Source organism: Nocardia sp. NPDC052112, assembly GCF_040680135.1.
Lineage (GTDB): Bacteria > Actinomycetota > Actinomycetes > Mycobacteriales > Mycobacteriaceae > Nocardia.
On record NZ_JBFAWD010000001.1, the window covers coordinates 528,283 to 554,612 of the forward strand.

22 protein-coding genes are annotated in these 26,330 nt (G+C 66.2%); 12 read left to right on the top strand and 10 right to left on the bottom strand.

Going from position 1 to position 26,330, the window contains the following annotated elements; genetic code table 11:
* Genes AB0L58_RS02490 through AB0L58_RS02510 form a run of 5 tightly spaced genes read left to right on the top strand, consistent with a single transcriptional unit; the run spans position 1 to position 7,370 of the window.
* Positions 1-909 (top strand): hypothetical protein, encoded by a 909-nt coding sequence (locus AB0L58_RS02490; protein ID WP_364379675.1) that lies wholly within the window; start codon positions 1-3, stop codon positions 907-909.
* On the top strand, positions 906-2,612 hold the full coding sequence (locus AB0L58_RS02495) for a fatty acid CoA ligase family protein (RefSeq protein ID WP_364379678.1): 1,707 nt from the start codon (positions 906-908) through the stop codon (positions 2,610-2,612). The genes AB0L58_RS02490 and AB0L58_RS02495 overlap by 4 nt, the downstream gene beginning before the upstream one ends.
* A complete protein-coding gene (locus tag AB0L58_RS02500) occupies positions 2,609-3,637 on the top strand; it encodes an NAD-dependent epimerase/dehydratase family protein (protein ID WP_364379681.1) in 1,029 nt (342 codons plus the stop codon). The genes AB0L58_RS02495 and AB0L58_RS02500 overlap by 4 nt, the downstream gene beginning before the upstream one ends.
* 56 nt (positions 3,638-3,693) lie before the next feature.
* The gene (locus AB0L58_RS02505; RefSeq protein ID WP_364379684.1) at positions 3,694-5,112 is read left to right on the top strand and encodes a cytochrome P450; all 1,419 of its coding nucleotides are present in this window, start codon (positions 3,694-3,696) and stop codon (positions 5,110-5,112) included.
* A 20-nt stretch (positions 5,113-5,132) separates the two neighbouring features.
* Positions 5,133-7,370, top strand: a complete 2,238-nt coding sequence (locus AB0L58_RS02510; RefSeq protein WP_364379687.1) for an MMPL family transporter — start codon at positions 5,133-5,135, stop codon at positions 7,368-7,370.
* Between the two features lie 58 nt (positions 7,371-7,428).
* Here the strand turns inward: AB0L58_RS02510 and AB0L58_RS02515 are convergent, their stop codons facing one another.
* Complete coding sequence (locus AB0L58_RS02515) at positions 7,429-8,193, bottom strand: SDR family oxidoreductase (RefSeq protein WP_364379690.1); 765 nt, start codon at positions 8,191-8,193, stop codon at positions 7,429-7,431.
* A gap of 161 nt (positions 8,194-8,354) precedes the next feature.
* Between AB0L58_RS02515 and AB0L58_RS02520 the strand changes: the two genes are divergently transcribed.
* From AB0L58_RS02520 to AB0L58_RS02530, 3 genes are all read left to right on the top strand, one after another.
* On the top strand, positions 8,355-9,383 hold the full coding sequence (locus AB0L58_RS02520; protein WP_364379693.1) for a transglycosylase SLT domain-containing protein: 1,029 nt from the start codon (positions 8,355-8,357) through the stop codon (positions 9,381-9,383).
* A 213-nt stretch (positions 9,384-9,596) separates the two neighbouring features.
* Positions 9,597-11,228 (top strand): ABC-F family ATP-binding cassette domain-containing protein, encoded by a 1,632-nt coding sequence (locus AB0L58_RS02525; RefSeq protein WP_364379695.1) that lies wholly within the window; start codon positions 9,597-9,599, stop codon positions 11,226-11,228.
* A gap of 153 nt (positions 11,229-11,381) precedes the next feature.
* Positions 11,382-11,615, top strand: a complete 234-nt coding sequence (locus AB0L58_RS02530) for a helix-turn-helix domain-containing protein (RefSeq protein WP_063043281.1) — start codon at positions 11,382-11,384, stop codon at positions 11,613-11,615.
* Between the two features lie 65 nt (positions 11,616-11,680).
* On the opposite strand, the gene AB0L58_RS02535 is transcribed toward AB0L58_RS02530, so the two are convergent.
* The 4 genes from AB0L58_RS02535 to AB0L58_RS02550 all read right to left on the bottom strand — a co-directional run bounded on the left by AB0L58_RS02535 (position 11,681) and on the right by AB0L58_RS02550 (position 14,351).
* A complete protein-coding gene (locus AB0L58_RS02535) occupies positions 11,681-12,643 on the bottom strand; it encodes a hypothetical protein (protein ID WP_364379698.1) in 963 nt (320 codons plus the stop codon).
* Between the two features lie 12 nt (positions 12,644-12,655).
* Positions 12,656-13,114 carry a hypothetical protein gene (locus AB0L58_RS02540; protein ID WP_364379701.1) on the bottom strand — a complete coding sequence of 153 codons (459 nt, stop codon included), beginning with the start codon at positions 13,112-13,114 and terminating at the stop codon, positions 12,656-12,658.
* A gap of 274 nt (positions 13,115-13,388) precedes the next feature.
* Positions 13,389-13,805 carry an acyl-CoA thioesterase gene (locus tag AB0L58_RS02545; protein ID WP_364379704.1) on the bottom strand — a complete coding sequence of 139 codons (417 nt, stop codon included), beginning with the start codon at positions 13,803-13,805 and terminating at the stop codon, positions 13,389-13,391.
* Positions 13,806-13,928: 123 nt separating this feature from the next.
* Positions 13,929-14,351 (bottom strand): cupin domain-containing protein, encoded by a 423-nt coding sequence (locus AB0L58_RS02550; protein ID WP_364380199.1) that lies wholly within the window; start codon positions 14,349-14,351, stop codon positions 13,929-13,931.
* A gap of 151 nt (positions 14,352-14,502) precedes the next feature.
* Here AB0L58_RS02550 and AB0L58_RS02555 point away from each other — a divergent pair, with 151 nt between their 5' ends.
* Positions 14,503-15,012: a MarR family transcriptional regulator gene (locus AB0L58_RS02555; protein ID WP_364379707.1), complete on the top strand. Its 510-nt coding sequence runs from the start codon at positions 14,503-14,505 to the stop codon at positions 15,010-15,012.
* 50 nt (positions 15,013-15,062) lie between these two features.
* Entirely contained in the window at positions 15,063-15,854 is a 792-nt protein-coding gene (locus AB0L58_RS02560) for a hypothetical protein (RefSeq protein ID WP_364379710.1), read from the top strand.
* 370 nt (positions 15,855-16,224) lie between these two features.
* Here AB0L58_RS02560 and AB0L58_RS02565 read toward each other — a convergent pair whose 3' ends face one another.
* Positions 16,225-17,043 carry an SDR family oxidoreductase gene (locus AB0L58_RS02565; protein ID WP_364379713.1) on the bottom strand — a complete coding sequence of 273 codons (819 nt, stop codon included), beginning with the start codon at positions 17,041-17,043 and terminating at the stop codon, positions 16,225-16,227.
* 42 nt (positions 17,044-17,085) lie between these two features.
* Positions 17,086-19,650, bottom strand: a complete 2,565-nt coding sequence (locus AB0L58_RS02570; protein WP_364379716.1) for a cytochrome P450 — start codon at positions 19,648-19,650, stop codon at positions 17,086-17,088.
* Positions 19,651-19,746: 96 nt separating this feature from the next.
* Here AB0L58_RS02570 and AB0L58_RS02575 point away from each other — a divergent pair, with 96 nt between their 5' ends.
* Both AB0L58_RS02575 and AB0L58_RS02580 read left to right on the top strand, forming a co-directional pair.
* Positions 19,747-21,024, top strand: a complete 1,278-nt coding sequence (locus tag AB0L58_RS02575) for a glycosyltransferase (protein WP_364379719.1) — start codon at positions 19,747-19,749, stop codon at positions 21,022-21,024.
* Positions 21,025-21,050: 26 nt separating this feature from the next.
* Positions 21,051-21,779, top strand: a complete 729-nt coding sequence (locus AB0L58_RS02580) for an ABC transporter permease (protein WP_364380202.1) — start codon at positions 21,051-21,053, stop codon at positions 21,777-21,779.
* A 16-nt stretch (positions 21,780-21,795) separates the two neighbouring features.
* On the opposite strand, the gene AB0L58_RS02585 is transcribed toward AB0L58_RS02580, so the two are convergent.
* The 3 genes from AB0L58_RS02585 to AB0L58_RS02595 form a co-directional block, all read right to left on the bottom strand.
* On the bottom strand, positions 21,796-22,587 hold the full coding sequence (locus AB0L58_RS02585) for an SDR family NAD(P)-dependent oxidoreductase (RefSeq protein ID WP_364379722.1): 792 nt from the start codon (positions 22,585-22,587) through the stop codon (positions 21,796-21,798).
* A gap of 85 nt (positions 22,588-22,672) precedes the next feature.
* Entirely contained in the window at positions 22,673-23,239 is a 567-nt protein-coding gene (locus tag AB0L58_RS02590) for a helix-turn-helix domain-containing protein (RefSeq protein WP_354958395.1), read from the bottom strand.
* A 93-nt stretch (positions 23,240-23,332) separates the two neighbouring features.
* Positions 23,333-26,149, bottom strand: a complete 2,817-nt coding sequence (locus AB0L58_RS02595) for an aconitate hydratase (protein ID WP_364379727.1) — start codon at positions 26,147-26,149, stop codon at positions 23,333-23,335.
* Positions 26,150-26,330 lie beyond the last annotated feature (181 nt).

Consider the following 26,330-nt stretch of genomic DNA (forward strand, 5'->3'; position numbering starts at 1 on the left):
ATGACGTTCATTATCGGGCGGTCCGCCGTCAGCGCCGACCCCACCCTGGGTTCCATCGACCACGCCGTGCGGGCGGCCGGGGAGTGTCTCGCGGGGGCGGGTGTCGAGCCGAACGATATCGATGTGCTGATCAATGTCGGCGTCTACCGCGACAGCAATATCGTCGAACCGTCCAATGCCGCCCTGATCCAGAAGGAATTGGGGATGCACCTGGACTACCAGGTCGGCTCCGCGCGGGCGGGTTTCTCGCTCGATCTGCGCAATGGGGCCTGCGGCGTGCTCAACGCATTGCAGGCCGCGGGCGCGCTGCTGGAGAACGGCACGGTCGAGCGGGTGCTGATCGTCGGCAGCGATGCCCATCCCGGCGGTATCGCACACGCACCGGCCGACTTCCGCTATGCCGCGGTCGGCGCCGCATTGCTGGTGGCCAAGGGTATCGATGCGGGCACCGGCTTCGATCGCGTGCACATCCCGGCACCATTGCCGCGCGCGGCCGGCACCCATCCCGGTGTCGCCGGCTACCTCGATCTGAAGGCGATGGGTAACGACGGCCAACGTTCGATCACCGTCGATGTCGCCGACGACTACGCCGAATTGGTCGGCGGCGCGGCATTCGCCGCGGTGCGCTCATATCTCGCCGGACGCCCGGAGAGGCAGCGCGTGCTGGTCACCAATAGTCCGGTGCCCGACTTCGCAGCGACCCTGGCGAGCGAATTCGGTTTCGCCCGGATACATCAGGCCGCGACCGGCGACCTGGACGCGGGCAGTTCCGGCTTGATCATCGGTTACCACCAGTTGCTCGAGGCGGGTGAACTGTCTGCCGGTGACGAATTGCTCTTGGTCGCCGCGGGATCCGGTCCGATCGCGGGCTGCGTGAACTACACCGTTCCCGCCGGCGGTGCGGGGTGAGCCAGGAGCCCGCAGATCTCAGCGCACTGCTGGAGCACCGGATCCGGCAGCGCGCCGACCTGCCCGCCATCAGCTATCCGACGGTCGCGCATCCCGAACGCGCCGAGCGCGCGACAGATCTCGCCTTCGCGGTGCTGACCTTCGCCGAACTCGGCGCGCGGGTCGAAGCCTATGCCGCGGCATTCGAACGGATCGGAATCACCAAGGGCGTCAAGACCATTGTCATGATCGAGCCCGATCCCGATCTGTTCGCGGTGATCTTCGCGCTGTTCCGGGTCGGTGCGGTACCGGTGGTGGTGGATCCGGGCATGGGCGTACGGCGCATGCTGCATTGTTTCCGCAGTGTCGGTGCGGAGGCGTTCATCGGCATACCGCTGGCGCATCTGGTGCGGTTGGCGGCGCGGCGCACCTTCGGTTCGGTGCACGTGCATGTGACCGCCGGACGCTCGTTCTGGGGTGGGCACACTTTGCTCGCGATGCGCCGGACGCCCGGTGCGGTCGCACCCGAAATCGCGCATGCGCCCGACGATCTGCTGATGATCGCCTTCACCACCGGCAGTACCGGACCGGCCAAGGGGGTGGAGTTCACCAGGGCCGGATTCGCCGCCTCGCTGCGGGTCATCGAGCAGTTGCACGGCCGACCAACAGGTTTCGTCTCGCTCACCTCGGTACCGCTGTTCGGCATCTTCGATCTGCTCCACGGCGCGCACGTGGTGCTCGGTCCGGTCGATCCGGTGCGGGTGTCCAAGGTCGATCCGGCGCTGCTCAGCGATGTCGTCCGAAGTTTCCAGGCCACCGATATCACCGCATCGCCCGCGCTGCTCGGTCCGCTCGGCGACTATCTGACGTGCACCGGAACCACGCTGCCGAGCCTGGTTCGGGTCATCTCGATGGGTGCCCCCGCGAACCTGGCGGCGCTGGCGGGTGTTCGGGCCGCGCTCGGCGAGTCGGCCCGCGTCTTCACCACCTACGGTGCGACCGAGGCATTGCCGCTGACCACCCTCGAATGGTCTGAACTCGACGAAACCCGCAAGCAGACCGCCGAGGGCGCGGGTACCTGCGTGGGCCGCCCGGTCGCGGAATCCGGCAGCACTGGGTCCACGAACGAGACACGGGTGCGGATCATCGCCATCTCCGATGACGAAATCCCCACCTGGCACGGCGATCTCGTGCTGGCACCGGGACAGATCGGCGAAATCGTCGCCACCGGTGCCCAAGTCAGCACCGCCTATCACCGCAACCCGGCCGCCGATGCGCGCAACAAGATCGACGAGACCGGCCCCGACGGCACCGTGCGCCGCTGGCATCGCGTCGGCGATCTGGCCTGGCAGGACGACTCCGGTCGACTGTGGTTCTGCGGCCGCGCGGCACAGCGGGTCCGGGCCGCGGCCGGTGACCTGTTCACCGTCCAGTGCGAGCAGATCTTCAACACCCACCCGGATGTGCACCGCACCGCACTCGTCGGTGTCGGCGCACCGGGCGCGCAGATCCCGGTGCTGTGCTTCGAACTACGGTCCGGGGTAGCGGAATCCGAGATCCCCCGGGTACAGCGGGAGCTGTGGTCGATTGCGCGCGAGCGCGAATTCACCAGGTCCATCAAGGTATTCCGCGCTCATCCCGGATTCCCGGTCGACATCCGGCACAACGCCAAGATCGGGCGCGAGGAATTGGCCGTCTGGGCCGGAAAGGGTATGGCGCCATGATGGCATTGGTCACCGGGGCATCCGGATTCCTCGGCAGCCATATCGTCGATGCCGCGGTGGCGGCGGGCGACGAGGTGCGTGCTGTCGTCCGGCCGTCGAGCGATCTCGGTTACCTGTCGACGGTGCCCGAACTCGAAACGGTGGCAGGCGATCTCGGCGACTACGAGTCGCTGGTCACTGCGTGCAAGGGCGTCGATGTCGTCTATCACAGCGCGGGGCTGGTCGCCGAGGTCGGCAGCCAGGCGCAGTTCTGGGAGGCCAATGTCGAGGGCACCCGGCGGCTGCTGCGGGCAGCGCGGGAGGCTGGTGTCGGCAGGTTCGTCTTCGTCAGCAGTCCCTCGGTGGCGACCTCCTATGACACCGACCGCTTCGGCATCGATGAGTCCGAACCGTATGTGACCGCTCCGAAGAGCCTTTACGTGGCGACCAAGGCCGCCGCCGAACAGCTCGTCCTGGCCACCGACACCACGGATTTCGTGACCTGCGCGCTGCGGCCGCGAATGATCTGGGGACCGCGGTCCTGCGGCTGGATGACGCTGCTGCTGCGGAAGTTGAAGTCCGGCAAGCTGCCCGACCTCTCCGGTGGCAAGAACGTCATCGTCTCGATCACCTACTGCGAGCACGCCGCGCAGGCCTGTCTGCAGGCGGCGCGCTCGGATCAGGTCGCGGGCAACGCCTACTTCCTCGCCGATCCCGAGGATGTCGACCTGTGGAAGTTCGTCGAGGATCTCGCCGTCGCCCTGGACCTGACGCCACCCACTCGCGGCATCCCCAAACCGGTATTCGACGCCGCCATAGCGGTTTTCGACACGATATGGCGGGTGCCCGCGATCAAAGAGCGGTACGCGCCACCGCTGTCCAGCTGGACCACCGCGGCACTGACCGTTTCGAGTACCTACGACACCGGCGCCGCCACCCGGGATTTCGGCTACGCGCCGACCGTCTCACTGGCCGACGGACTGGCGGCCTATGTCGATTGGGTCGAACAGATCGGCGGTGTCGACGCCGTCATCGCCCGCGGATGACTACCGGAAACCCTCGATCGAGCGCGCGAAAGTCGATCCACGCCTAGGAGACTCCCATGATGACCGCCCGGCTCGCCAGCCGCCCGACCGGCACCGCCGCGGTGCCGACCGCTCCGGGAGCCCTGCCTCTCATCGGACATTCACACCGCCTCGCCCGCAGGCCCTACCGCTTCCTGCAGACGCTGTCGGAACTCGGCCCCGTGGTGCGGGTGAAGATTCCGGGATACGACACCTATGTGGTCACCGAACCGGACCTGATCCGCGAGGCCTTCGTCGGCCTGTCCGATCAGGGTTCGATGATCGATCGCGCGCAGGCACTGCTCGGTGCTGGCGTCACAGTGCTTTCGGGTCCGCAGCACAAACGGGAACGCCGGATGATCGCCCCGGCCTTCGCCCGCGGCCGCATCGCCCGGTACGCCACCGTGATGACGCGTCTGGGCGCGGCACAGGCCGATGCCTGGCGCGACGGTCAAATGGTGGTCGTCGACACGGAGATGCACGACCTCGCGCTGCGCACGGTCGCGGGGGCGCTGTTCAGCGGCGACCTGGGCGCGGAGACCGGCGCGGAAATCCACCAGCTGCTGACACCGGTCATGACGCTGCTCGCCCGCCGCGTCACCCGCCCGGCCTGGATCGACAGGCTGCCACTGCCCAGCAACCGCCGCTTCGACCACCTCGTCGCCGGTATGCAGTCGGCGACCAGCAAGATCATCGCCGCCTATCGCGCTGATCTGGCCGCCGATCCGGATCTGGATCACGGCGACCTGCTGGATACCCTGATCAAGGCTCGCGATGAGGACGGTATCGCACTCACCGACGCCCAGGTGCACGACGAGCTGATCAACTTCCTCGTCGGCGGCACCGAGGCCACCGGCATGACGCTGTCCTGGGTATTCCACGAGCTGGGCCGAAATCCCGAGCTGGAGGCCGCTTTCCATGCGGAGATCGATGCGGTGCTGGGCGGTCGCCCAGCCGAATTCGCCGATCTCGGTCGGCTCGATCTGACCAAGCGAATCGTCACCGAAACCCTGCGCATGTACTCGCCGTGGCTGACCGTCCGCGATGTTCCGGCGAACTATGAACTCGGTGGCAGGGCATTGCCGGCGGGGGCCATGTTGCTCGTCTGTCCCGTTGCGGTACACCGGGATCCGGCGGTCTTCCCGGATCCCGACAGATTCGACCCGGATCGTTGGCTGCCCGCGGCAATGGATTCCCGGCCCAAGGGCGCGTACCTGCCGTTCGGTATGGGCACCCGGCAGTGTCCGGGAAATGTGTTCTCGCTCACCGAGGTTGCCCTGCAGGTTGCTACGATCGGCGGGCGCTGGCGCCTGCGCCCGATGCCCGGTATCGCGGTGCAAGAGACGGTGATCGGCGCCCTGGTACACCCGAAGTATCTGCCGATGCGAGTGGTGGCCAGGCGGGTGCAAGCCGGGCATGTCGCGGATTCGCCGGACAGCGATCGCGGCGCGGCTTAACGAGTGATGAGGGTGTGGCAGTGTTCGAACTGACCAAGCTGACCATTTCGAGCGACCTGCAAGCGGTCGCCACGCGGGGGAGCAAATGGATTCTCGGCATTTTCGTCGGCCTGGCGCTGCTCATGGGAATACTCAGCTCGACGTTATTCGACAGGGTGCAGGGCGGCGGTTACAGCGATCCCGGCGGCGAGGCCAGCCGGGCCACCGAGATTCTGCGCGATACCTTCGGTCAGGCGCCGCCGAACTTCGTGCTGCTGGTGCACAGCGACACCTCGGTCGACGATCCCGAATCGGCAATGGCCGCGGTGAAACTGGCGCTGAAGCTGAAGGATGAACCGGGTGTCGCGGGTGTCATGTCCTACTGGATGGACTCCGCGCCCGCGCTGCGCAGTGCCGACGGCAAGTCGGGGCTGATCGTCGCGAGCATTCTCGGCGCGGAGGGTGCGGTCGACCAGCAGGTCGGCGGCCTGGCGGATCGCTATGGCGGCACGCACGGCCCGGTGCAGGTGCGCGTCGGCGGTTACGCGATGTTGTTGCACGAGACGGTGCAGCAGAGTGAGAAAGACGCCGTACTCGGCGAATCCATCGCCTTCCCGATCACCCTGATCGCCCTGCTGTTCGTATTCGGTGGTCTGGTGGCGGCCAGCCTGCCGCTGGTCGTCGCCGCAGTGACCGTGATGATCTCCATGGGCGCGCTGTGGCTGATCACCCTGGTCACCGATCTCGCCGCGACCGCGACGAATGTGGCAACGCTGCTCGGCCTCGGCCTCGCGATCGACTACAGCCTGCTGATCGTCAGCCGCTACCGCGACGAACTGGCCGCGGGCACCGCGACCGGTCCGGCCGTCGCCGCGACCATGCGTTCGGCGGGTCGCACCGTGGCCTTCTCGGCGGTCACCGTCGCGGTAGCACTGTCGGGCCTGCTGTTCTTCCCACTGCTCGCGGTGCGTTCCATGGGCTATGCCGGTCTGATCGTCGCAGCGATCGCCGCGACGGTATCGCTGACCGTGCTGCCCGCGATCCTGCTGCTGCTCGGCAGCCGCATCGATCGCGGCCAACTCGGCTGGTTCTTCCGTCCGCAACGTCCGGCACCCGGTGAGGGCTTCTGGCATCGGCTCGCGGTATTCGTGATGCGCAAGCCGGTGCCCATCGGGCTGGCGGTCGCGGCCTTCCTGCTGCTGCTCGGGACGCCATTCCTCGGCGTGAAACTCGGCTTCCCGGATGAGCGGGCATTGCCGGAGTCGATGAACAACCGGCAGATCACCGAGACCATCCAGCGTGAGTTCGCCGCCACCGACACCAACGGCCTGTTCGTCGTACTGCCCGACGGCAAATCCGGATTGGACGCCTACGCCAGGAAACTTTCCGAGGTCGACAATGTCCGTCGCGTGGACACCGCCAGCGGCAGCTACGCACACGGCGGGCAGCTCGCCTCGGCCATGGCACAGCATGCGCGCTTCGAAACCAAGGATGCCGCATACCTTTCGGTGACACCGGATACCAGCGATCCGGCGGTGCTGGATCGGGTCGCCGAGGAGTTGCGCGCGGTGCCCGCCCCCGCACAGCGGTTGGTCGGCGGTATCGCGGCCGCGAGCGCCGATTCCCTCGATGCGGTGACTTCGGCGCTGCCCGTGGCGCTGGCCTATGTCGTGATCGTCATGCTGGTCGTGCTGTTCCTGCTGACCGGCAGCGTGGTGCTGCCGTTGGTCGCGATCGTGCTCAGCGCCCTCAGCCTCACGGCGACCTTCGGCGCGCTTGTCTGGATCTTCCAGGACGGGCACCTGTCCGGCCTGCTCGATTTCACCGTGACCGGCGATCTGCCGCCGACCGTGCCGGTCATGCTCTTCGGTGTCGCCTTCGGTCTGGCCATGGACTATCAGGTGTTCCTGCTGTCCCGGATCCTCGAAGAGTATGAACGCACCGGCAAGAACGAATCCGCCGTTGCCCACGGACTGGAGAAGATCGGCCGGATCGTCACCGCCGCAGCGGTCCTGATTTCCTTGGTGTTCTTGGGATTTCTGGCCTCGGATATCACCTTCATGAAGTCCTTCGGCATCGGCCTGCCGCTGGCGGTACTGGTCGATGCGACCCTGATCCGCGGCTTCCTGCTGCCCGCGGTGATGAAACTGCTCGGCGACTGGAACTGGTGGGCGCCCGGCCCGCTCGAAAAGCTGCACGAGCGTTTCGGATTCGACGAAGGGCCGGCCGCGCCGCCCCTGCCCGATCCGAACGATCTGCGCCAGCCCGCCAGGGTGTAGCAGGGCCGATGGCCGTGCGTTATTCGCCGCACGGCGCCATCAGTTCGGTTGGGACGGTTCAGATTCCGCCGGTCGACAGCAATCCGCCGTCGACGCGGATCGTCTCACCGGTGATCCACTTGGCCTCATCCGAGACCAGGAATCCGATCAGCTGCGCCACATCCTCCGGCGTACCGAGTCGCTTCATCGGATACACGCTCGCGGCCCGCTCCTCATCCGCCGAGTACAGCGCATCGGCGAACTTCGTCTTGACGACGCCCGGCGCCACCGCGTTCACCCGGATATTCGGGCCCAGCTGCCAGGCCAGTTCGTCGGTGAGCCGGATCAGCGCGGCCTTGGACGCGCCGTACGCGGCGATCACGCCGGTCGAACGCAGGCCCGCGACACTGGCCACATTCACCACCGCGCCGCCGTGCTCGCGCATCCACGCCTTGTAGGCCTCCTGCACGTACCCGAGTGCGGCGACGACATTGACGTCGAAGATCTTGCGCACCGCCTCGAGATCGGCATCCATGAGTGAGCCGTAGACCGGATTGATACCGGTGTTGTTGATCAGGATGTCCAGCGAGCCGAATTCCGAGAGCACCCGACCCACCGCGGCGGCCCGGCTCTCCGGATCACCCGAATTGCCCGCCAGCGCGCTGACCTCGCCCCGATGGCCGAGCGCCCGCAACTCTGCGGCGGCCTCCTCGAGCGGTTCCGGCTTGCGGGCGGTGATCAGCACATTGGCACCTCGGCGCAGCAGTTCCGCCGCGACGGCCTTACCGATGCCGCGGCTGGCTCCGGAAACGAGTGCGCTCTTGCCCAACAGATCGGTCGTCATGTGATGGCACGCTACCGCTGTTGAAATCCGCCGAGTGGACCCGGTCGGTTTTGCACGATTTCGACCGGCAGTGACTGTTCCCACCGGCGGGGACCCAATGGCCAGAGCATGGCGCCTAGCTGCGATTAAGCTTCCGGAGAGGTATTGACGGAAGGTGGGATATGGCGGTCGACACATCGCTGCCGTCGCGCCCGGACGCATCTATCCTCAACGCCTGCATCAGCCATACGGAGGCAGTGCTGGCGAAGTTGGTGAAGGGGGTGGGCGACGGCTCGGCGAAGTCGATTACGGTCAAGGGTCTGGAGGGCCTGGGGGAGTCGCAGCTGAAGGAGGGCGATCTCGTCTCGAAGTACCACGCCCAACAAAGCGAGGCCACGAAATATCGAGAAGATCTGAACACGTTGGATACGAAGATCGTCGGTATCGCGGGTATGGCGCAGAAGTCGGCCGATCTGGCGAATACGATCTACACCGAAGTCGAGACACTGGTGGGCACCGTCAAAGGGATCATCGCCAGTGTGCCGGTGCAGGACGTCAAGTCGCAGGACGTCGGTCTGCAGATGAGAGCGGTAGACAGCATTGACAAGGCCGTCACCACGACGGCGGACCACGTGTCGGAAGCGTACGAGGAGATGAACGAACACGCCGGTGGCGTGGACGACCCGGCCCCGGCGAATAACAACTACTCCCCGTCGGGCGGGAGCTATCCCATCTCATCGGGCGGTGGGGGCGGCGGCAACTACTCCGGCACCAAGAGTCCGTATACCGAACCGGTCACTGCTACGACGAGCAGTAGCGGGCACAACAAACTCAGTGATGACCAGCTCAGGTACTACATCGGGAAGGCGCTGGACGCTCTGGGGATCAAGGATCCGGAAGCCCGCGCGAGGTGGACCGAGGGGTATATGACGCTGATCGAGCGCGAATCGGGTGGCGATGCGGGCGCCATCAACAATTGGGACTCGAATGCCGCCGCCGGACACGCCTCGCAGGGCCTGACCCAGACCATCCCAGGCACATTTTCGAGCTATCACGTCGCCGGAACGTCGAAAAATATCACCGATCCAACGGCTAATATCGCGGCCAGCATGAACTACGTGATGCACCGCTACGGCGTAAATGCGGATGGCTCCAATCTGGCGAGAGAGGTCGATCAGGCCAATCCGCGCGCGGCCGCCAAGGGCTACTGAGGCGCCGGCATCCGTATCCGGTCGGCCACGCGGACCCCACGAAATCGCAGGTCGGTGCCGAAGCGCAGCTCCGGAGAGTTAGCGCGGTCACACCTGGTTCGCGGGGTGTCGGAAGCACTTCTGGAGCCGGGTAAAATCGGTGGTTCTTGTGTGTCTTCGCGTCGCACAATCGAGCGGCAACCGATCAGCACCACGTACCCGTAGGAGAAGCCTGTGATCACCGCGACGGACCTGGAGGTCCGGGCCGGAGTCCGCACTCTGCTGTCGGCCCCTGGGCCTGCGCTGCGGGTGCAGGCCGGCGACCGGATCGGACTGGTCGGACGCAATGGCGCGGGCAAGACCACCACGCTGCGCATTCTGGCGGGGGAGGGGGAGCCCTACGCCGGAAAGATTTTGCGCTCCAGCGACATCGGCTATCTCCCGCAGGACCCGCGCGAGGGCGATCTCGACGTGCTCGCCCGCGATCGTGTGCTCTCCGCGCGCGGCCTGGACACCCTGCTGCGCGATATGGAGAAGCAGCAGGCGCTGATGGCCGAGGTGGCCGATGATGCCGAACGCGAGAAGGCAGTGCGCAAATACGGTCGGCTCGAGGAGCGTTTCTCGGCGCTCGGCGGTTATGTGGCCGAGAGCGAGGCTGCGCGCATCTGCAATAGCCTCGGCCTGCCCGATCGGGTACTCAACCAGGCGCTGCGCACGCTCTCCGGTGGTCAGCGCCGCCGAATCGAGTTGGCACGCATCCTGTTCGCCGCCTCCGACGGCAGCGGCGGACGTTCGGATACCATTCTGCTGCTCGACGAGCCGACCAACCATCTCGACGCCGACTCGATCACCTGGTTGCGTGGCTTCCTGCAGAACCACGATGGCGGCCTGATCGTGATCAGCCACGATGTCGAACTGCTCGGCGATGTGGTGAACAAGGTCTGGTTCCTGGACGCGGTGCGCGGTGAGGCCGACGTCTACAACATGGGCTGGCAGAAATACCTGGACGCGCGTGCGACCGACGAACAGCGCCGCCGCCGTGAACGCGCCAATGCCGAGAAGAAGGCGAGCGCTCTGCGCGCTCAGGCCGCCAAACTCGGTGCCAAGGCCACGAAAGCCACTGCGGCACAGAACATGGCCAAGCGCGCGGATCGCTTGATGGCCGAACTCGACGAGGTGCGGGTGGCCGACAAGGTCGCGCGGATCAAATTCCCCGAACCCGCCGCCTGCGGTAAGACGCCGCTGATGGCCGAGAACTTGACCAAGGTCTACGGCTCGCTGGAGATCTTCACCGGCGTCGATCTGGCCATCGACCGCGGCAGCCGCGTCGTCGTACTGGGCCTCAACGGTGCGGGTAAGACCACGTTGCTGCGCCTGCTGGCCGGGGTGGAGACGCCGACGGCGGGCGGTCTGGTGCCCGGTTACGGGCTCAAGATCGGCTATTTCGCCCAGGAGCACGACACCCTCGACGATCAGGCCACGGTATGGGAGAACATTCGCCACGCCGCACCGGATGCGGGGGAGCAGGAGCTGCGTGGTCTGCTGGGTGCGTTCATGTTCTCCGGACCGCAGCTGGAGCAGCCCGCAGGCACCCTCTCCGGTGGCGAGAAGACCCGTCTCGCGCTGGCCGGGCTGGTTTCCTCGGCCGCCAATGTACTGCTGCTGGACGAGCCGACCAATAACCTGGACCCGATCTCGCGCGAACAGGTCCTCGACGCGCTGCGCACCTATGCGGGTGCGGTCGTCCTGGTCACCCACGACCCGGGCGCGGCCGAGGCGCTGTCACCGGAACGGGTGATCCTGCTGCCGGACGGCCAGGAAGACCACTGGTCGGCGGAGTATTTGGAACTGATTCAGCTGGCCTGATCCGGGGCCATCCGGCCGGAGTTTCGTTGCGGGCGGTGGGTTTTCACTTCGCCGGGATCGGGTCGCCGGTGATATTCATCACAAACACCCGTTGATCACAGCTTCGCGAGTGTCTAGCCTGGAAAGACGCGGCTCGGCGACTCGGAGGAAGCCATGAGCGACAGGCCCACACAAGTCAAGGCCACACTGGGTAAGGGCACACGCGTCACGGGGAAATCACGAGACCGTTTGCAAACCCAGCTGAAGAAGCAGTACGAGGCGGGTGCCAGTATTCGATCGCTGGCCCGGTCCACCGGCCGCTCCTATGGCTTCATCCACAACGTGCTGGTGGAGTCGCACGTGCAGCTCCGCAGCCGCGGCGGTGCGAACCGCCGCAAGAGCCAGTAGCGTTCGCGGATCTGAACCCGGTGCCGGTGCCTGGATTTCGCCGACACCGAGCGGGATCGAGCGCGCTAATAGCCAGGCACCGCGCCGTCGCCGTTGACCAGCAGGTTGGCGAGGCTGCGGAACATCGGCAGGCCCGTCTTGATCTCCAGATACGCGAACTGGCCCTGGGGGTTGACCTCGAGGAAGTAATACTCGCCGTCGAGACCGAGGCGCAGATCCAGTACGCCGAAGCTCAGCCCGAGTGCCCCCATCAGCGTGGCCAGGGACTTGCTGACCGAGGCGGGCAGATGTTCGGGTGCGAAGTCGACGGTGGTGTCCAGCCGGGAATCGACCCGGCCGACCCCGGACTGCGAGTCGATGCGCACCGCCCACTCGACGCCGTCCATCCACACCACCCGCAGATCGCATTGCGCCTCGACGTAGTCCTGGAAGGTGGTCGGTGCGGAGCGGATGCCCGCCAGGCGGCCGAAGTCGGCCTTGGTGATGATTCGGGTCTCCGCGAATTCGGCGCGTCCGGTGCCGGTTCGCTTGTAAACCACCGAGCCCGAACGCGATTCGACAAAGCTGCGCGCCTCGTCCGGATCGTTGGTGATGAGTGTTTCCGGGATCACGAAACCGGCTCGGCGCGCCGTCTCCAACTGGACGATCTTGCGGCTCGCGGTGCGATCGGCGCCGGGGTCGTTGACCCAGTATGCCGGTATCGACCACAGCAGGCCCTGGATGAACCCGTCGCATTCGGCTTGCCGGTAGGCATCATCCGAGGCACGCACACCGGCCGGAACCTGCGCGGGATGCGGTCTGCGCCACCAAACCGAGCGGACATCGTCGAGTCCGATCACATGGGAGAGCGCACGCGCGGTGCCGCGCCGATCGAGCCGGAAACTTCCGGATTCGCGCGGGAAGTCGCGTAGGTCGAGCTGAATCGGGCTGAGCCCGTGGTGTTCTCGCAACGTCGCCGCCATCGCGGAGCCGTGCAGATCATCGGATTCGGAGACGATGAGGACCGAACCTGTCCGGCGCGCCGCCATGCACAGTCCCGTTCAGTCGAGACTGTCGCAGTTGATGCCGTCGTCGCTTGTCGCGAGCGATTTGGTCTGGCAGTAGGTGAAGGTCGCTCCGCTGGTGCCAGGGCAATCGGCGAGCTGCAGGCTGTCGGCCCAGGTTGCGGTGAGTTGTTGCAGCGCTTCATCTCCCAGTGCCGCGGAGGGTTCCGCCGCCAGCGTCATCGGCCGGTCGACGAGGTCGATGCGCAGGCGGCGGGTGAAATCGGCGGTGGCACCGGGGCGGATATCCATCAGCACCGGACGGCCGTCGCGCTCGGTGGTCGCGTCGTCGGTCCGGTCGAGGACCCGCAGCACATCGTCGCGGCGGAAGGTCCACGTTCCTTCGGTCACTCGGACCGTGAAATCGCGTTCCGACTCGGCCACCAGCAGTCCCTGCAACGCGGGGACGCGGTCACCCGACGGCCCGGTACCGGGGAGGTGGATTGCGTCGGTCATGGTGAGCTCTCCGATCTGCTCGCGATTTGCCGGGACCCCCGAGCGGGAACTGGATCATATCGCGCAAGCGGTCTCGCACGGTTCGGATCGGGAGATTTCACCGCCGCTGGCAAACTGGTTTTCGGCTCGGGATGCCCTTGCGCCGAAAGATTTTCGGTACGAGCCCGTATAGGCTCCGGCAATCTTTGGGCTACTTCTGAACGGTTCGGTACGGTCGGTATTGCCCGGGATTGGCGGCTGTGCATTCTGGTGGTACGGATGTGCCCGGTGTGGTTCAGAGTCCGAGCAGATGCGGTTGTTCGGCGAGGGTGCGCAGGCGTGCGCCAGGATCGGCGACCAGTTTGCGTGCGGTGAGATCCATGATGCCGAGTATGCCCGCGACCTCTGCTGCGACAGTACCGTCGAGCTTGCGGATCTCCTGGCGGATTCGGAAGATCGCACCGCCGTCCCACTGGAATTCGCAGGTGACCGCGACCTCGTCGCCGCCGCGCAATTCGCGCCGATATTTGACGGTGGTTTCCAGCACGACCGGTCCGATACCGCCGGAGATGAGCTTGTCGCCGCCGATTCCGGCCGCCCGCAGCAGTTCCCAGCGGGCGTGCTCGGCGTACTGCAGATATACGGCCTGATTGAGATGGCCGAGCGTATCGAGTTCATAGCCGCGGACGACGACGGGAACGTTGAAGCTCATGGTCGGTCGAACTCTCGTGCGCGCGAGGATTGTTCCCGTTTCGCCTGACGTCTGCGCCACATTCGGTGGCTGGCGCGCATATCCCGTCGTCATTCATCCGCATCCGTCATTCCGAGGTGGTTGTCACCGCCGGTTCGCATTGCGCTCGGCCCACCATTCGGGTGAGTCCACGAACCAGTTGTCGTACTCCTCCTGCGATGCCGCCAGATCTTCGAAGGTGGCCTCGCCCTTGGTCAACCGGTCGAGCAGTCGAAAGTAGCCGAAGCGCTCCACCGCGGGCATGAGGGCGATCAGGATCCGCGCGGAGCTGTCCGGGCTGGCGCCGAAGGCATGCGGCATGAGCTTGGGTACCACGATCGACCCGCCCGCTCCCACGGTGACGATTTTGTCCCCGGCCAGGACCTGCAGCTCGCCGTCGGCGACGTAGAACAGCTCGTCGGACTTGGTGTGGTAATGCGGTGCCGCGCCGTCGGCACCCTTGTCCATGTTGACCTCCAGGTGGCTGACCGCGCCGCCCGCCTCATTCGAGTCGATGAGCAGGCGCATGGTGACCGAGGGGGTCACCAGAGTCTCGGCATCCTGCGGCTGGCGGATGGCGAAGGTGCGGTCGGTGGTGGCGTTCATGATGTCCACTCCAGATGATTCGATGATTGATAATTCGCTACCGAACTATATACCAGCGAATAGAATCTTGTCCATGGGTGAGTTCGAACAGGATCCGGTGGATGCAATCGTCGAGCAATGGCGCCGGGAGCGGCCGGACCTCGAGTTGGAGGCGATGGGGCTGATCGGCCGAATGGGCCGGCTGCTCGTGGTCGCGCAGCGGGATATCGAGGCGGTCTTCATCGCGCACGGGCTGCAGCGCGGAGAGTTCGATGTGCTTGCCGCACTGCGTCGTTCGGGAGCGCCGTTCGAGTTGAACCCGTCGGTGCTCGCCGACACGCTGATGCTGTCGCGTGCGGGAATGACCGGCCGGCTCGACCGTCTGGAATCGGCGGGTCTGGTCCGGCGCATCGCGGACGCGGAGGATCGCCGCGCCATCCGGGTCGCGCTTACCGAGGCGGGGCGCACGCTGATCGATGAGGTCGTCACCGCGCATACCGAGAACGAAACCCGCATGTTGTCGGTGCTCTCGGCGCAGGACCGCCGCGACCTCGACCGGATTGCGAGGGTACTGCTCGGCAGCCTAGAGGGCCGGGCGAAATGAGGTAGTTCGCTACTCGTGTGCCGGTGCGGTCATCGGGGCACGCTGAAGTGATGATCGACATCATCACCCTCCGCGGCACGGGTGAACCGCGGAATACCAATGGGACGCCCGCCGGCATGCTGCGCGATGTCACGAAACTGCTCGATCCGGACCGCTTCACCGCCTTCGAGCCGGATTGGCCCGCCGCGGTGGGGCCGAGCCCGGATCTGTGGGGCCCTTCGTTGGATACCTCGATTCGGCTCGGTGTCGCCGCGGGTGTCAAGGCGATTCAGGACTCGCCGAATGTCTGCGGGCTGCTGAGCTATTCGCTCGGAAGTATCTGCGCGAGCAAGATCCTGGAGGGGGTGCGGTCTGGTAAGTACAAGAACACCGACGGCTCGCCCCTGGAAATCGCCTTCACCGTCAATATCGCCAATCCGCTGCGCAAACGCGGCCAGTCGGTCGGCAATCTCTGTCCGGCAACGACTTACGGGCTGCACGGTGAACGCGGCGCCTGGCCCGCGCTCGATGTCAAGGAGTACGCGAATCCAGGCGATATCATCACCGCGTCGCCGGGCGACTCGCCGCTGCGGGTCATCGATATCGGCATCTCGCCGTTCTCGTTCGTCGAGGGTGCCCGCATCGGCAATGTGGCCCCGCTGATCTTCGCCGAGCTGCTGCGTTTCCTGATGAACGATCCGATCGCCAATCTCGATCGCTATGCGACCGCGGTCAACGGTGTCATCGGCTATCTGACGCCGTGGCCGGATGGCCAGCATGTGCTGTACTCCGGACACAACATGCCCGGCACGAATGTCCTGTGGACGACCCATGCCGCCAACTATCTGAACGCCAACTACTGAGCCGCCAGGGGCGGATTTCGTACCCGAAGTCCGGGAATTCCGGACGGGTGTGCTTATTTCGGTGGCTACCTGCGTTGTTGGGCGCAGTAGCGTGCGTCACAGTCCCTAATTCGCTGAAAAGATGCGGTGTACTCGGGTGGTCCCGTCGTAGAGTCTGAATTCGCTGATGCGTCATCGGGTTTCGGTCGAGGGGTCATGGAGGCGTCCGTGACCTCCCCCGACGGCGGGGAGGCGACAGGTCGTCCCCTTCGTCGGCCTGTACCCGCGCCGTCGGCCAGCCACGGCGCGGTCTCGGATAGTCGACGCCGCCGGGGACGGGTCCACCATCATCCCCACTTTCCCGGTGGCGTCGTACTCGCGGTATTCCGGCTCAATCACCCTGCGCGGCAGCGGAAATGGGCTGCCATTCGCGCCAGAGCGCCAAGCGGGATTCGTAGTCCGAGGTGGCGATGGTCAGCGGGACCTCGCCGAGGAAGATCCGCAGCGGCGGCTCGGGCGCGTCGACGACCGCGAGGATGGCGGCGCGAGTGGCCGCCGGATCGCCTTGGCGCACCGCCGCACGCTGGGCGGCCCGAGCGGCCCTGACCGCATCGTAGGCAGGGAGCGGGGTGGCGTGCCGCGACGAGGGGCCGGCCCAGTCGGTACCGAATCCGCCCGGTTCGATCAGGGTGACGTGGATGCCGAAGGGTGCGACCTCCCGGGCCAGCGCCTGGGAGAAACCTTCCAGGGCCCACTTCGACGCGTGGTACGCGCCGAGGTTCTGGAAGGCGGAGATGCCGCCGATGCTCGATACCTGGATGAGGTGGCCGCTGTCCTGGGCCCGCAAGATCGGCAGGGCCGCCTGGGTGACCCACAGCGCGCCGAAGACATTGGTTTCCAATTGCGCGCGGAACTCGTCCTCGCTGAGTTCCTCGATCATGCCGAACTGGCCGTAGCCGGCATTGTTGATCACGATATCGAGGCGCCCGAATCGTTCGGCCGCCTGCTGCACCGCGGCGAAATCGCCGTCTCGGTCGGTGACGTCGAGGTGCAGCGGCAGGAAGGTATCCGGATATTTGGCGACGAGATCGTCGAGTGTGGTCGTATCGCGTGCCGTGCCGGCCACCCGATCGCCGCGCTCCAGTGCGGCGAGCGCCCATTCACGGCCGAATCCTCGTGAGACTCCGGTGATGAACCATACTTTGCTCATGCACCCCAAGTTAGTGACTTGGAGTGCACTCCAAGCAAGTAGCTAATGTGGGTGCAGCGTAACCGGCAGCGCCGAGGGCGACAGGACGAAGTCTCGATTGGAGGCGCGCACCACGTAGTCCGGGTCCGGCGTCGGGTGCCAGCGGGCCAGCAGCGCCGCGGCGGCGAGGCCGATTTCGATCATGGCGAAGTGGTCGCCGAGGCAGCGCCGACGGCCGACGCCGAAGGAGAGGTTGGCCTTCTTGTCGATATCGGCGGCGCGCTCGGGCGACCAGCGGTCCGGGTCGAAGGATTCCGGGTCGGCGTAGTACCGCTTATTGTGCTGAACGAGATAGGGGGAGAACATGATCGCCGTGCCGTCCGGAACGGTGAGTCCGCCGATAGTGACATCGCCGTCGGCGGTGCCGGCGCTGATCCATGGCCCCCAGAACCGAAGTGTCTCCGCCACAACCTGTTTCAGATAGGGGAGGGCGCCGAGATGATCGGCGCGAACCGGTCCGGCGCCGACGACGGCATCGAGTTCGGCGTACAACCGCTCGGCGATCTGCGGGCGGCGCATGACCTCGTGCCAGAGCCACCCGGTCAGTGATGCCATCGAGCCGACGCCACCGGCCAGCATGAGGATCGCCTCATCGATGATGTGCTCGTCGGACAGGGTCGCACCGGTCTCGCTGTCGGTGTGCCGGATGAGCGCCGAGACCACATCGTTGAAATCCTCGTCACGTCGTCGGTATTCGGCGATCACGGCCCCGATGGCGGTGCGCAGGCGCCGTGCCTTGGTACGCCAGCGCCAGTTCGAAACGAGCCGCAGCCGGCGCACTTGCGGGGGCAGCGCGGTGCGCAGAATGACCTGACTGAGCAGCCACGGCACACTGTCCCGGATCTCGCGGCGGGCGTCATCGCTGAAGTCGGCGGTGAACAGCGTAGAGGAGACCGTGTCGAGGATCAGCCCGTGCGCCTCGTCCATGAGATTCACGCATCCGCCCGAAGGCAGTCCCGCCGACCAGGTTTCGGCGATATCGGCCGCCGATCGCGTGTATTCGGCGAGGCGGCTCTGCCGCAGGGCGGGCGAGATCATGCGCCGCCGCAGCTTGTGTTCCTCGCCGCGCAGCACATTGACGGATCCGCCCGCGACATCCTCGATGGCCTCGCGCAAATCGTCCCGATTGAGTTCGGCATCGCCGAGTCCGACCTCGCGGACAAGATCCGGTGTGGTGAGTAGATATCCGGTCTTCTGGCCGAACCGCAGGCGCACGATCGGGCCCAGATCGGCCAGCGAGGTGACGAAGCCCGGCGCGTCGCGCAGAGCCTGCAGGCTGTGGCCCACCAGCGGCAGCTGGCCGGGCGCGGTCGGCACTTCCGAAAGTGATTGTGGCATAATCAATTCCGGACAGCGCGCGGCGTCGGCGCGAGCCTGTCTATAGACCTCGAGTACGGTCCCGATGTGCTGTGACTGTCGTACCGAATCGCCGTATTTGCCGAGGACCAGGCGCATTTCCGCGAGCACGGTGCGATCGGCGTCGAGTTTCGAGATGGTGTCGGCGATTGCGACGGGGGATGGATCGGCGGTGCGAATGCCGCCACCGGCCGGTACCGATTCGTCGAGATCGGGATCGCAGTAGATGATCGGCAGGCCGACCGCCACCGCCTCCAGCAGGACCATGCCCTGGGTGTCGAAACCGTTGGAGGGGAACAGCAGTGCGTCGCCTTCGGACATGGCGGTGAGACATTCGGCCTGAGTGGCCCTGCCGTGCAGGCGGATTCGGTCGGTGAGTCGATATTCGGCGATGGCGGTGGCCGCCTCGGCCCGCAGGTCGCCGTCGCCGTAGACATCGAGTGTGCAGTCGTCGATGTACCGCACGGCCTCGATCGCGGCGAGCAATCGCTTCTCGGCCGACAGTCGCCCGCACCAGATCAGCCGCAGCGGCGCGTCGGCCGCGCGCTCGACAATCGGTGTACCACCGCTGTTTTCGATGAGCTCGTCATCGACTCCGTTGGAGACCACCCGCAGCGGCCGGGTCAGCCCGTGGGCGAGCAGTTGGTCGGCGAAGTGCCGGGTCGGCGCGATGACCTGATCCGCGGCCTGTGCCTGACCGACGATCGTCCACCAAGCATGGCGCGCCGCACGGCTTTCGGTGCGGTGCGGCATGTGCTGATCGTGCGGTACGTATCGGCCGTGCAGCGCGCGCAGGGCCAGGGCCGCCGGATACGGTGCGGGCGAAGTGTTCTCGATGAACGCGTCGTCGCGGCTCTGGGCGGTGTGGATGAGTGGAATCCGGTGTCGCCGTGCGGCTTTCATACCGGCGATGGCGACGCCGTAGGTAGTGTGGGTGTGCACGAGATCGATCGGGCCGCGTGCGGCGAAGGTGGTGTCGATGAGTTCGGCATTGTGCCTGGTAGGCAGCACGACCGGGAATCCGTTGACCGCCAGACCACCGACGGCAGACAGCGGCACCACATTCGGGACCTCCGCGGCGTCCGGCTGCGGCGCGATGAACAGGGTGACGCGGTGACCCGCGCGTTCGAGTCCACGGCACAGCGCGGCCACCGCTGTCTGGATCCCACCGAGGGTGGCCGGGTGGTAGTCCATGAACATCGCTATGTGCACAATGGCACTGTACTGACACCTCGCCGCCGTGCGGAGCCCTGAATTCAGTGGACTGTCCAGTCGGCGTCAGCAGGGCCCCGACACCGAAAGAACTCCGTGAAAATAGCGATTCCGCTCACCGGAACCCGCGGTGACGTCCAGCCCGTCGTGGCGCTCGGACTCGAGCTGCGCCGCCGCGGCCATGATGTGCTGCTCGGGGCGCCACCGAATCTGGTCGAATTCGCCACGGCCACCGGGCTTGCCGCCGTCGCCTGCGGACCGGACGTGCAGCAGCTCTACAGTTCGGACGCCGGACAGCGCGCGCTGGCGGCGGGCAACACCCTGCGGCTCATGCAATTGGTCGCCCGACAGATGGCCGACTATGCCCAGCAGATGAATCGAGAGGTCATCGACGTTTGTACGGGCGCGGAGCTGATCGTGGCGAGCACCGTGACGGAGGATCGGGCCGGTTCGGTCGCGGAGGCGATGGGGGTTCCGCTGGTCAGCCTGCATTACTTCCCCTGCCGCAGCAATGGCGCGTATCCGTTTCCGGGTGCGCTGCCGCCGCGGTGGCAGCCGCCCGCGGTCGTCAATCGGGTGACGTGGGCCCTCGCGGAGAATCTGCGCCGCGTGGTGTTCATGCGCTATCTCAACGAGCTACGGACGACGCTCGGGCTGCCGAAATCGCGGGCAAGCATTGCCGCGGTGATGGCGCGTGCGCATGTTCCCGAAGTGCAGATCTACGATCCGGCATTGGTTCCCGGATTGCCCGAGCAATGGGATGAACGCAGGCCGTTCACCGGATTTCTGACGCTCGATCACGCCGCCCGCGAGGCCGTCGGTGAGCTGGCGGGCGACCATGCGGGCATTCTGTCGTGGATCGAGGCAGGGGAGCCGCCGGTGTTCTTCGGATTCGGCAGTATGCCCATTCGGGATACGGCCGCGGTGCTGGCGATGGTTGCCGCGGTGTCGGCGCGTTTGGGCGTGCGTGCGTTGGTGAGTGCGGGCTGGAGTGATCTGGATATCGCCGATGCGCAAGCGGGGCCGGATGTGAAGGTGGTCGGTCCGTTCGCGCACGATCTGGTTTTCCCGCATTGTGCCGCCGCGGTGCATCACGGCGGTATCGGGACGCTGTTCGAGAGCCTCCGTGCGGGATTGCCGACGCTGGTCTGCTCGGTGTCGTTCGAACAGCCGATGTGGGGCGGGCAGGTCGAGCGCCTCGGCGTGGGTGCGCATCTGCCGTTCACGCGACTCACCGAGGCTCGGCTCGAACAAGGTATCGCGACGTTGCTGACGCGCGAATGCCGTTCGCGCGCAGCGGAATTCGCGAAGACGCTGACCACCGGGGACGCCGCCGCCCGCACCGCCGACATCATCGAAGCCGCCGCCCGGTGACCGACGTCTTCGCCGACACCCTCGTGATGTTCCGCCGGTGTGTCCGGCACACCCTGCGCAGCCGCGACACCCTGATCATTTCGCTGCTCATGCCGATTCTGGTGATGCTGCTGTTCACCTACGTCTTCGGTGGGGCCATCGATGTCGGCGGGCCCTATCTCGACTATGTGGTGCCCGGAATCATGTTGCTGTGCACGGGTTTCGGCTCATCGATCACCGCGACCGCGGTCTCCACCGATATGACCCGCGGCAGTATCGACCGATTCCGCACCCTGCCGATGTTCCGCCAGGCCGTCCTCGCGGGCCATGTCGCGGAGGGCGTAGTCCGCAATCTCGCGGCCATCGCGATCGCGGTCACGGTAGCGCTGGCACTCGGCTACCGCCCCCAAGCCGGACCACTCGGCTGGCTCGCGGCTCTCGCGATCATCACCCTGTTCGTCACCGCCATCTCCTGGATCGCCGTCGCTCTGGGCCTGGTCGCCAAGAACCCGGAAGCGGCGGGTGGGCTCACCTACGCCATCATGTTCATTCCCTACATCAGCAGCGCCTTCGTCCAGACCACCACGATGCCGGAGTGGCTGCGCGGCTTCGCCGACTACCAACCCGCCACCCCGGTCATCGACACCGTGCGTGGACTTCTCAGCTCCACCGGCGCCGGCCATCACGGCCCGCTCGCCATCCTCTGGTGCGTCATCCTCGCGACCCTCGGATTCGCCAGTGCCAGTGCGGTATTCAGTCGCCTGTCGCGGCGGTAGTGCTGTCGTATTCCGGCTAGCGCATGTCGCGGTGACCGGCGGCCAGTTCGGTCATGACCTTGTCGGCGCCGAACAGGCTTTGGACGCGGTTCGAGAGATTGGGGGCGATCAAGGCGAGACTCGCGCCCAGGCGGACCGGCAGTGGCGCCACGTCCGTCTCGGCGATATTCCGTTCGATGGCGCGGACCACGGCGTTGGCGACGTCCTCCGGGCTTCGGGTGCCGACGCCCCGCGGTACTGCCGCGCCGGATTTGACGAACATGCCCGCGTCCCTGACGAATCCGGGGTAGATCGACGAGACGCCGACGCCGCGCTCGTGCAGATCGGCCCGCAATGCCAGGGCGAAGCCGCGGAGTCCGAATTTCGTGGCGTTGTACATCGCCGCCTTACCGGATGCGGCCTTGCCGGACAGTGAGTTGATGAACACGAGGTGGCCCTTGCCACGATCGGCCATCTGTGCACCGGCGAGGCGGGCCAGCACGATCGGGGCGCGCAGATTGACCTCCAGCGCCCGATCGATCTCCGGCAGCGAATAGTCGAGCAGATCGCCCGAACCGGGTAGTGCGGCGTTGGCGATGACGACATCGAGGTCACCGGCCTCCTCGAGGAGTTTCTCGGCACCGCCGGGTTCGGCGAGGTCCGCGACCACGGCCTGTGCGCCGAACCGGGTCGCGACCTTGTCGAGTTCCTCGGCTCGGCGTCCGGACAGCACCACGCTCGCGCCTCGTGCCGCGACCGCCGCGGCGATCGCGACCCCGATTCCGCCGGTCGCGCCGGTGATCAGTACGCGTGCTCCGTTCAGATCCATGTCGACGATTATTGTCGAGATTCCGCATTTCGCGAGGCATTCGCCGTCGCCCGGTGTCATCGCGCGTGGCGGCTGCCTTCGGCGCTCAGTCCTTGCGACGCACCGAGGCTTCGACCAGATCCAGTACCGCGGAAAGGTTTTCGTTGGTGTGGCCGGACGCGATGCGGGCGATGAGCCCGTCGAGCACCAGGTCCAGATAGCCGAGCAGGACATCGGTTGGCACGTCGTCGCGTAGGGCGCCGGCGGCCTTGCGGCGTTCGAGTCGGGCGAGGGTCGCCGCGGTCAGCTCGGCCGAGCGCTGCGACCAGCCCGCGCGGAACTCCGGATCGGTGCGCAACCGGCGCGCGATCTCCAAACGCGTTCCGAGCCAATTGAATTGCTCGGGATGGGCCAGCATATCGCGCATTACCTGCACGAGGCCCTGGTTGGCCGCGACATCGGCCATGCGATTGGCATCTTCCTGTGCCAGCGCGAGGAACAGGGCGTCCTTATCCCGGAAGTGATGGAAGATCGCGCCACGGGACAGGCCGATGGCTTCCTCCAGGCGGCGCACAGTGGCACCGTCGTACCCGTATTCGGCGAAACAGGCCCGCGCCCCGTCGAGTATCTGACTACGCCGGGCGGCGAGGTGATCGTCACTGACCTTGGGCATCTGGCGGGCTCCTCCAAGCGAAGCGGGCAAGCAATGTGAAGAGGTCCGCGCACCGCACAAATGCGGTGCGCGGACCCACTACAGCACAGTCGATCAGCCGCGAATCATATTGCGCAGCACGTACTGCAGGATGCCACCGTTGCGGTAGTAGTCGGCCTCACCGGGGGTGTCGATCCGGACCACTGCGTCGAAGGTGATCACATCACCGTTCTCCTTGGTGGCGGTGACCTTCAGGGTCTTCGGAGTCGCACCCTCGTTCAGCTTGGTGATGCCTTCGATATCGAAGGTCTCGGTGCCGTCCAGCTTCAGCGAGGCGGCCGACTCACCGGCCGGGAACTGCAGCGGGATGACACCCATACCGATGAGGTTCGAGCGGTGGATGCGCTCGAAGGACTCGGTGATGACGGCCTTCACGCCGAGCAGCGAGGTGCCCTTGGCGGCCCAGTCGCGCGAGGAACCCGAGCCGTACTCCTTACCACCCAGCACGACCAGCGGGATGCCCGCGGTCTGGTAGTTCTGCGAGGCGTCGTAGATGAACGCCTGCGGACCGCCGTCCTGAGTGAAGTCGCGGGTGTAACCGCCGGAGACATCGTCGAGCAGCTGGTTGCGCAGCCGGATGTTGGCGAAGGTGCCGCGGATCATCACCTCGTGGTTACCGCGACGCGAGCCATAGGAGTTGTAGTCCTTGCGCTCGACGCCGTTGGCCTCCAGGTACTGCGCGGCCGGGGTGCCCGGCTTGATGTTGCCCGCGGGGGAGATGTGGTCGGTGGTGACCGAATCGCCCAGCAGCGCGAGGACTCGCGCGCCCCTGATGTCGGTGACCGGCTCCGGAGTCTGCGGCATGCCCTCGAAGTACGGAGGCTTGCGGACGTAGGTCGACTCCTCGGCCCATTCGAAGGTCTTGCCCTCCGGGGTCGGCAGCGAACGCCAGCGCTCGTCACCCTTGAAGACGTCCTTGTAGTCCTCGAGGAACATATCGCGGGAGATGACCCGGTCGATGGTGTCCTGGATTTCCTGCGGCGCGGGCCAGATGTCCTTCAGGAACACCTCGTTGCCGTCGGTGTCCTTGCCGAGCGCGTCGTTCTCGAAGTCGAAGTCCATGGTGCCCGCGAGCGCGTAGGCGATGACCAGCGGCGGAGAGGCCAGGTAGTTCATCTTCACGTCGGGGGAGATGCGGCCCTCGAAGTTGCGGTTACCGGAAAGCACCGCGGTGACGGTCAGGTCGTTGTCGTTGACCGCCTTGGAGATCTCCTCCGGCAGCGGACCGGTGTTGCCGATGCAGGTGGCGCAACCGAACGCGACCAGGTTGAAGCCCAGCTTGTCCAGGTACGGCCACAGGCCGGCCTTCTCGTAGTAGCCGTTGACGACCTGCGAGCCCGGCGCCATCGAGGTCTTCACCCAGGGCTTGCGGGTCAGGCCCTTCTCCACTGCGTTGCGGGCCAGCAGGGCCGCGCCCAGCATGACCGACGGATTGGAGGTGTTGGTGCAGGAGGTGATCGAGGCGACCACGACCGCGCCGTGATCCAGCACGAAGTCGCCGTACTCCTCCGTGGAGACCTTGACCGGCTTGGACGGGCGGCCCACCGCGCCGTTCGCGGCGGACGGCAGCACGGCGTCGTCCTCGGCGAAGGACAGCACCGCCGGATCGCTGGCCGGGAAGGATTCCTCGATGGCCTCGTCCAGGTGGGTGTGCGGGGTCACGGCGGCGGGACCGGTCTCCGCGTCACTGGTGTAGTTGTGGATGTCCTTGCGGAAGGCGGTCTTGCTCTCCGACAACAGGATTCGGTCCTGCGGACGCTTCGGACCGGCGATGGACGGCACCACCGTGCTCAGGTCCAGCTCCAGGTACTCCGAGTAGGCAGGCTCATTGTCGGCGTCGTGCCAGAGGCCCTGCTCCTTGGCGTAGGCCTCGACCAGCGCCACCTGTTCGTCGGTGCGGCCGGTCAGCTTCAGGTAGTCGACGGTCACCTCGTCGATCGGGAAGATCGCCGCGGTCGAACCGAATTCGGGGCTCATATTGCCCAGGGTGGCGCGGTTGGCCAGCGGCACCTCGGAGACGCCCTTGCCGTAGAACTCGACGAACTTGCCGACCACACCGTGCTTGCGCAGCATATCGGTGACGGTGAGCACCACATCGGTGGCGGTCACGCCCGGCTTGATCTCACCGGTCAGCTTGAAACCGACGACACGCGGGATGAGCATGGAGACCGGCTGGCCCAGCATGGCCGCCTCGGCCTCGATGCCGCCGACGCCCCAACCCAATACGCCGAGGCCGTTGACCATGGTGGTGTGCGAGTCGGTGCCGACGCAGGTGTCCGGGTAGGCCTGGCCGTTGCGGACCATGACGACGCGGGCCAGGTGCTCGATATTGACCTGGTGCACGATGCCGGTGCTCGGCGGGACGACCTTGAAATCGTCGAAAGCCGTTTGGCCCCAACGCAGGAACTGGTAGCGCTCACCGTTGCGCTGGTATTCGATGTCGACGTTGCGCTCGAAGGCGTCCTCGCGGCCGAACACGTCGATGATGACGGAGTGGTCGATGACCATTTCGGCGGGGGCGAGCGGGTTGACCTTGTCCGGGTCGCCGCCGAGGGTGGCGACGGCCTCGCGCATGGTGGCCAGGTCGACGATGCAGGGCACGCCGGTGAAGTCCTGCATGATCACCCGCGCCGGGGTGAACTGGATCTCGGTGTTCGGCTGAGCCGACGGATCCCAGCTCGCGATGGCGCGGATGTGATCGGCGGTGATGTTGGCGCCGTCCTCGGTGCGGAGCAGATTCTCCGCGAGGACCTTCAGTGCGTAGGGGAGTTTCTCGGTGCCGGGCACGGCCGAGAGACGGAAGATCTCGTAGGAGTTGCTTCCGACCTCGAGGGTGCCCTTGGCGCCGAAAGTATCGATACTTGTCGTCACGTCAGCTCCACTCGTCTGTGAGGGTGGCCGCGGGCGGGGCTGTGCCCGCGGCCTACATCTTTGGAGGTTCCCAGCGCTGGAACGTACTGGCTCCTCGCGCCTTCGAGCCTAACAGTACGCTTGTCCTGTGAAACGCGCGGGTGCCGTTGGCTGCGCCGTCGGACGGTGGTCCGACACTCCG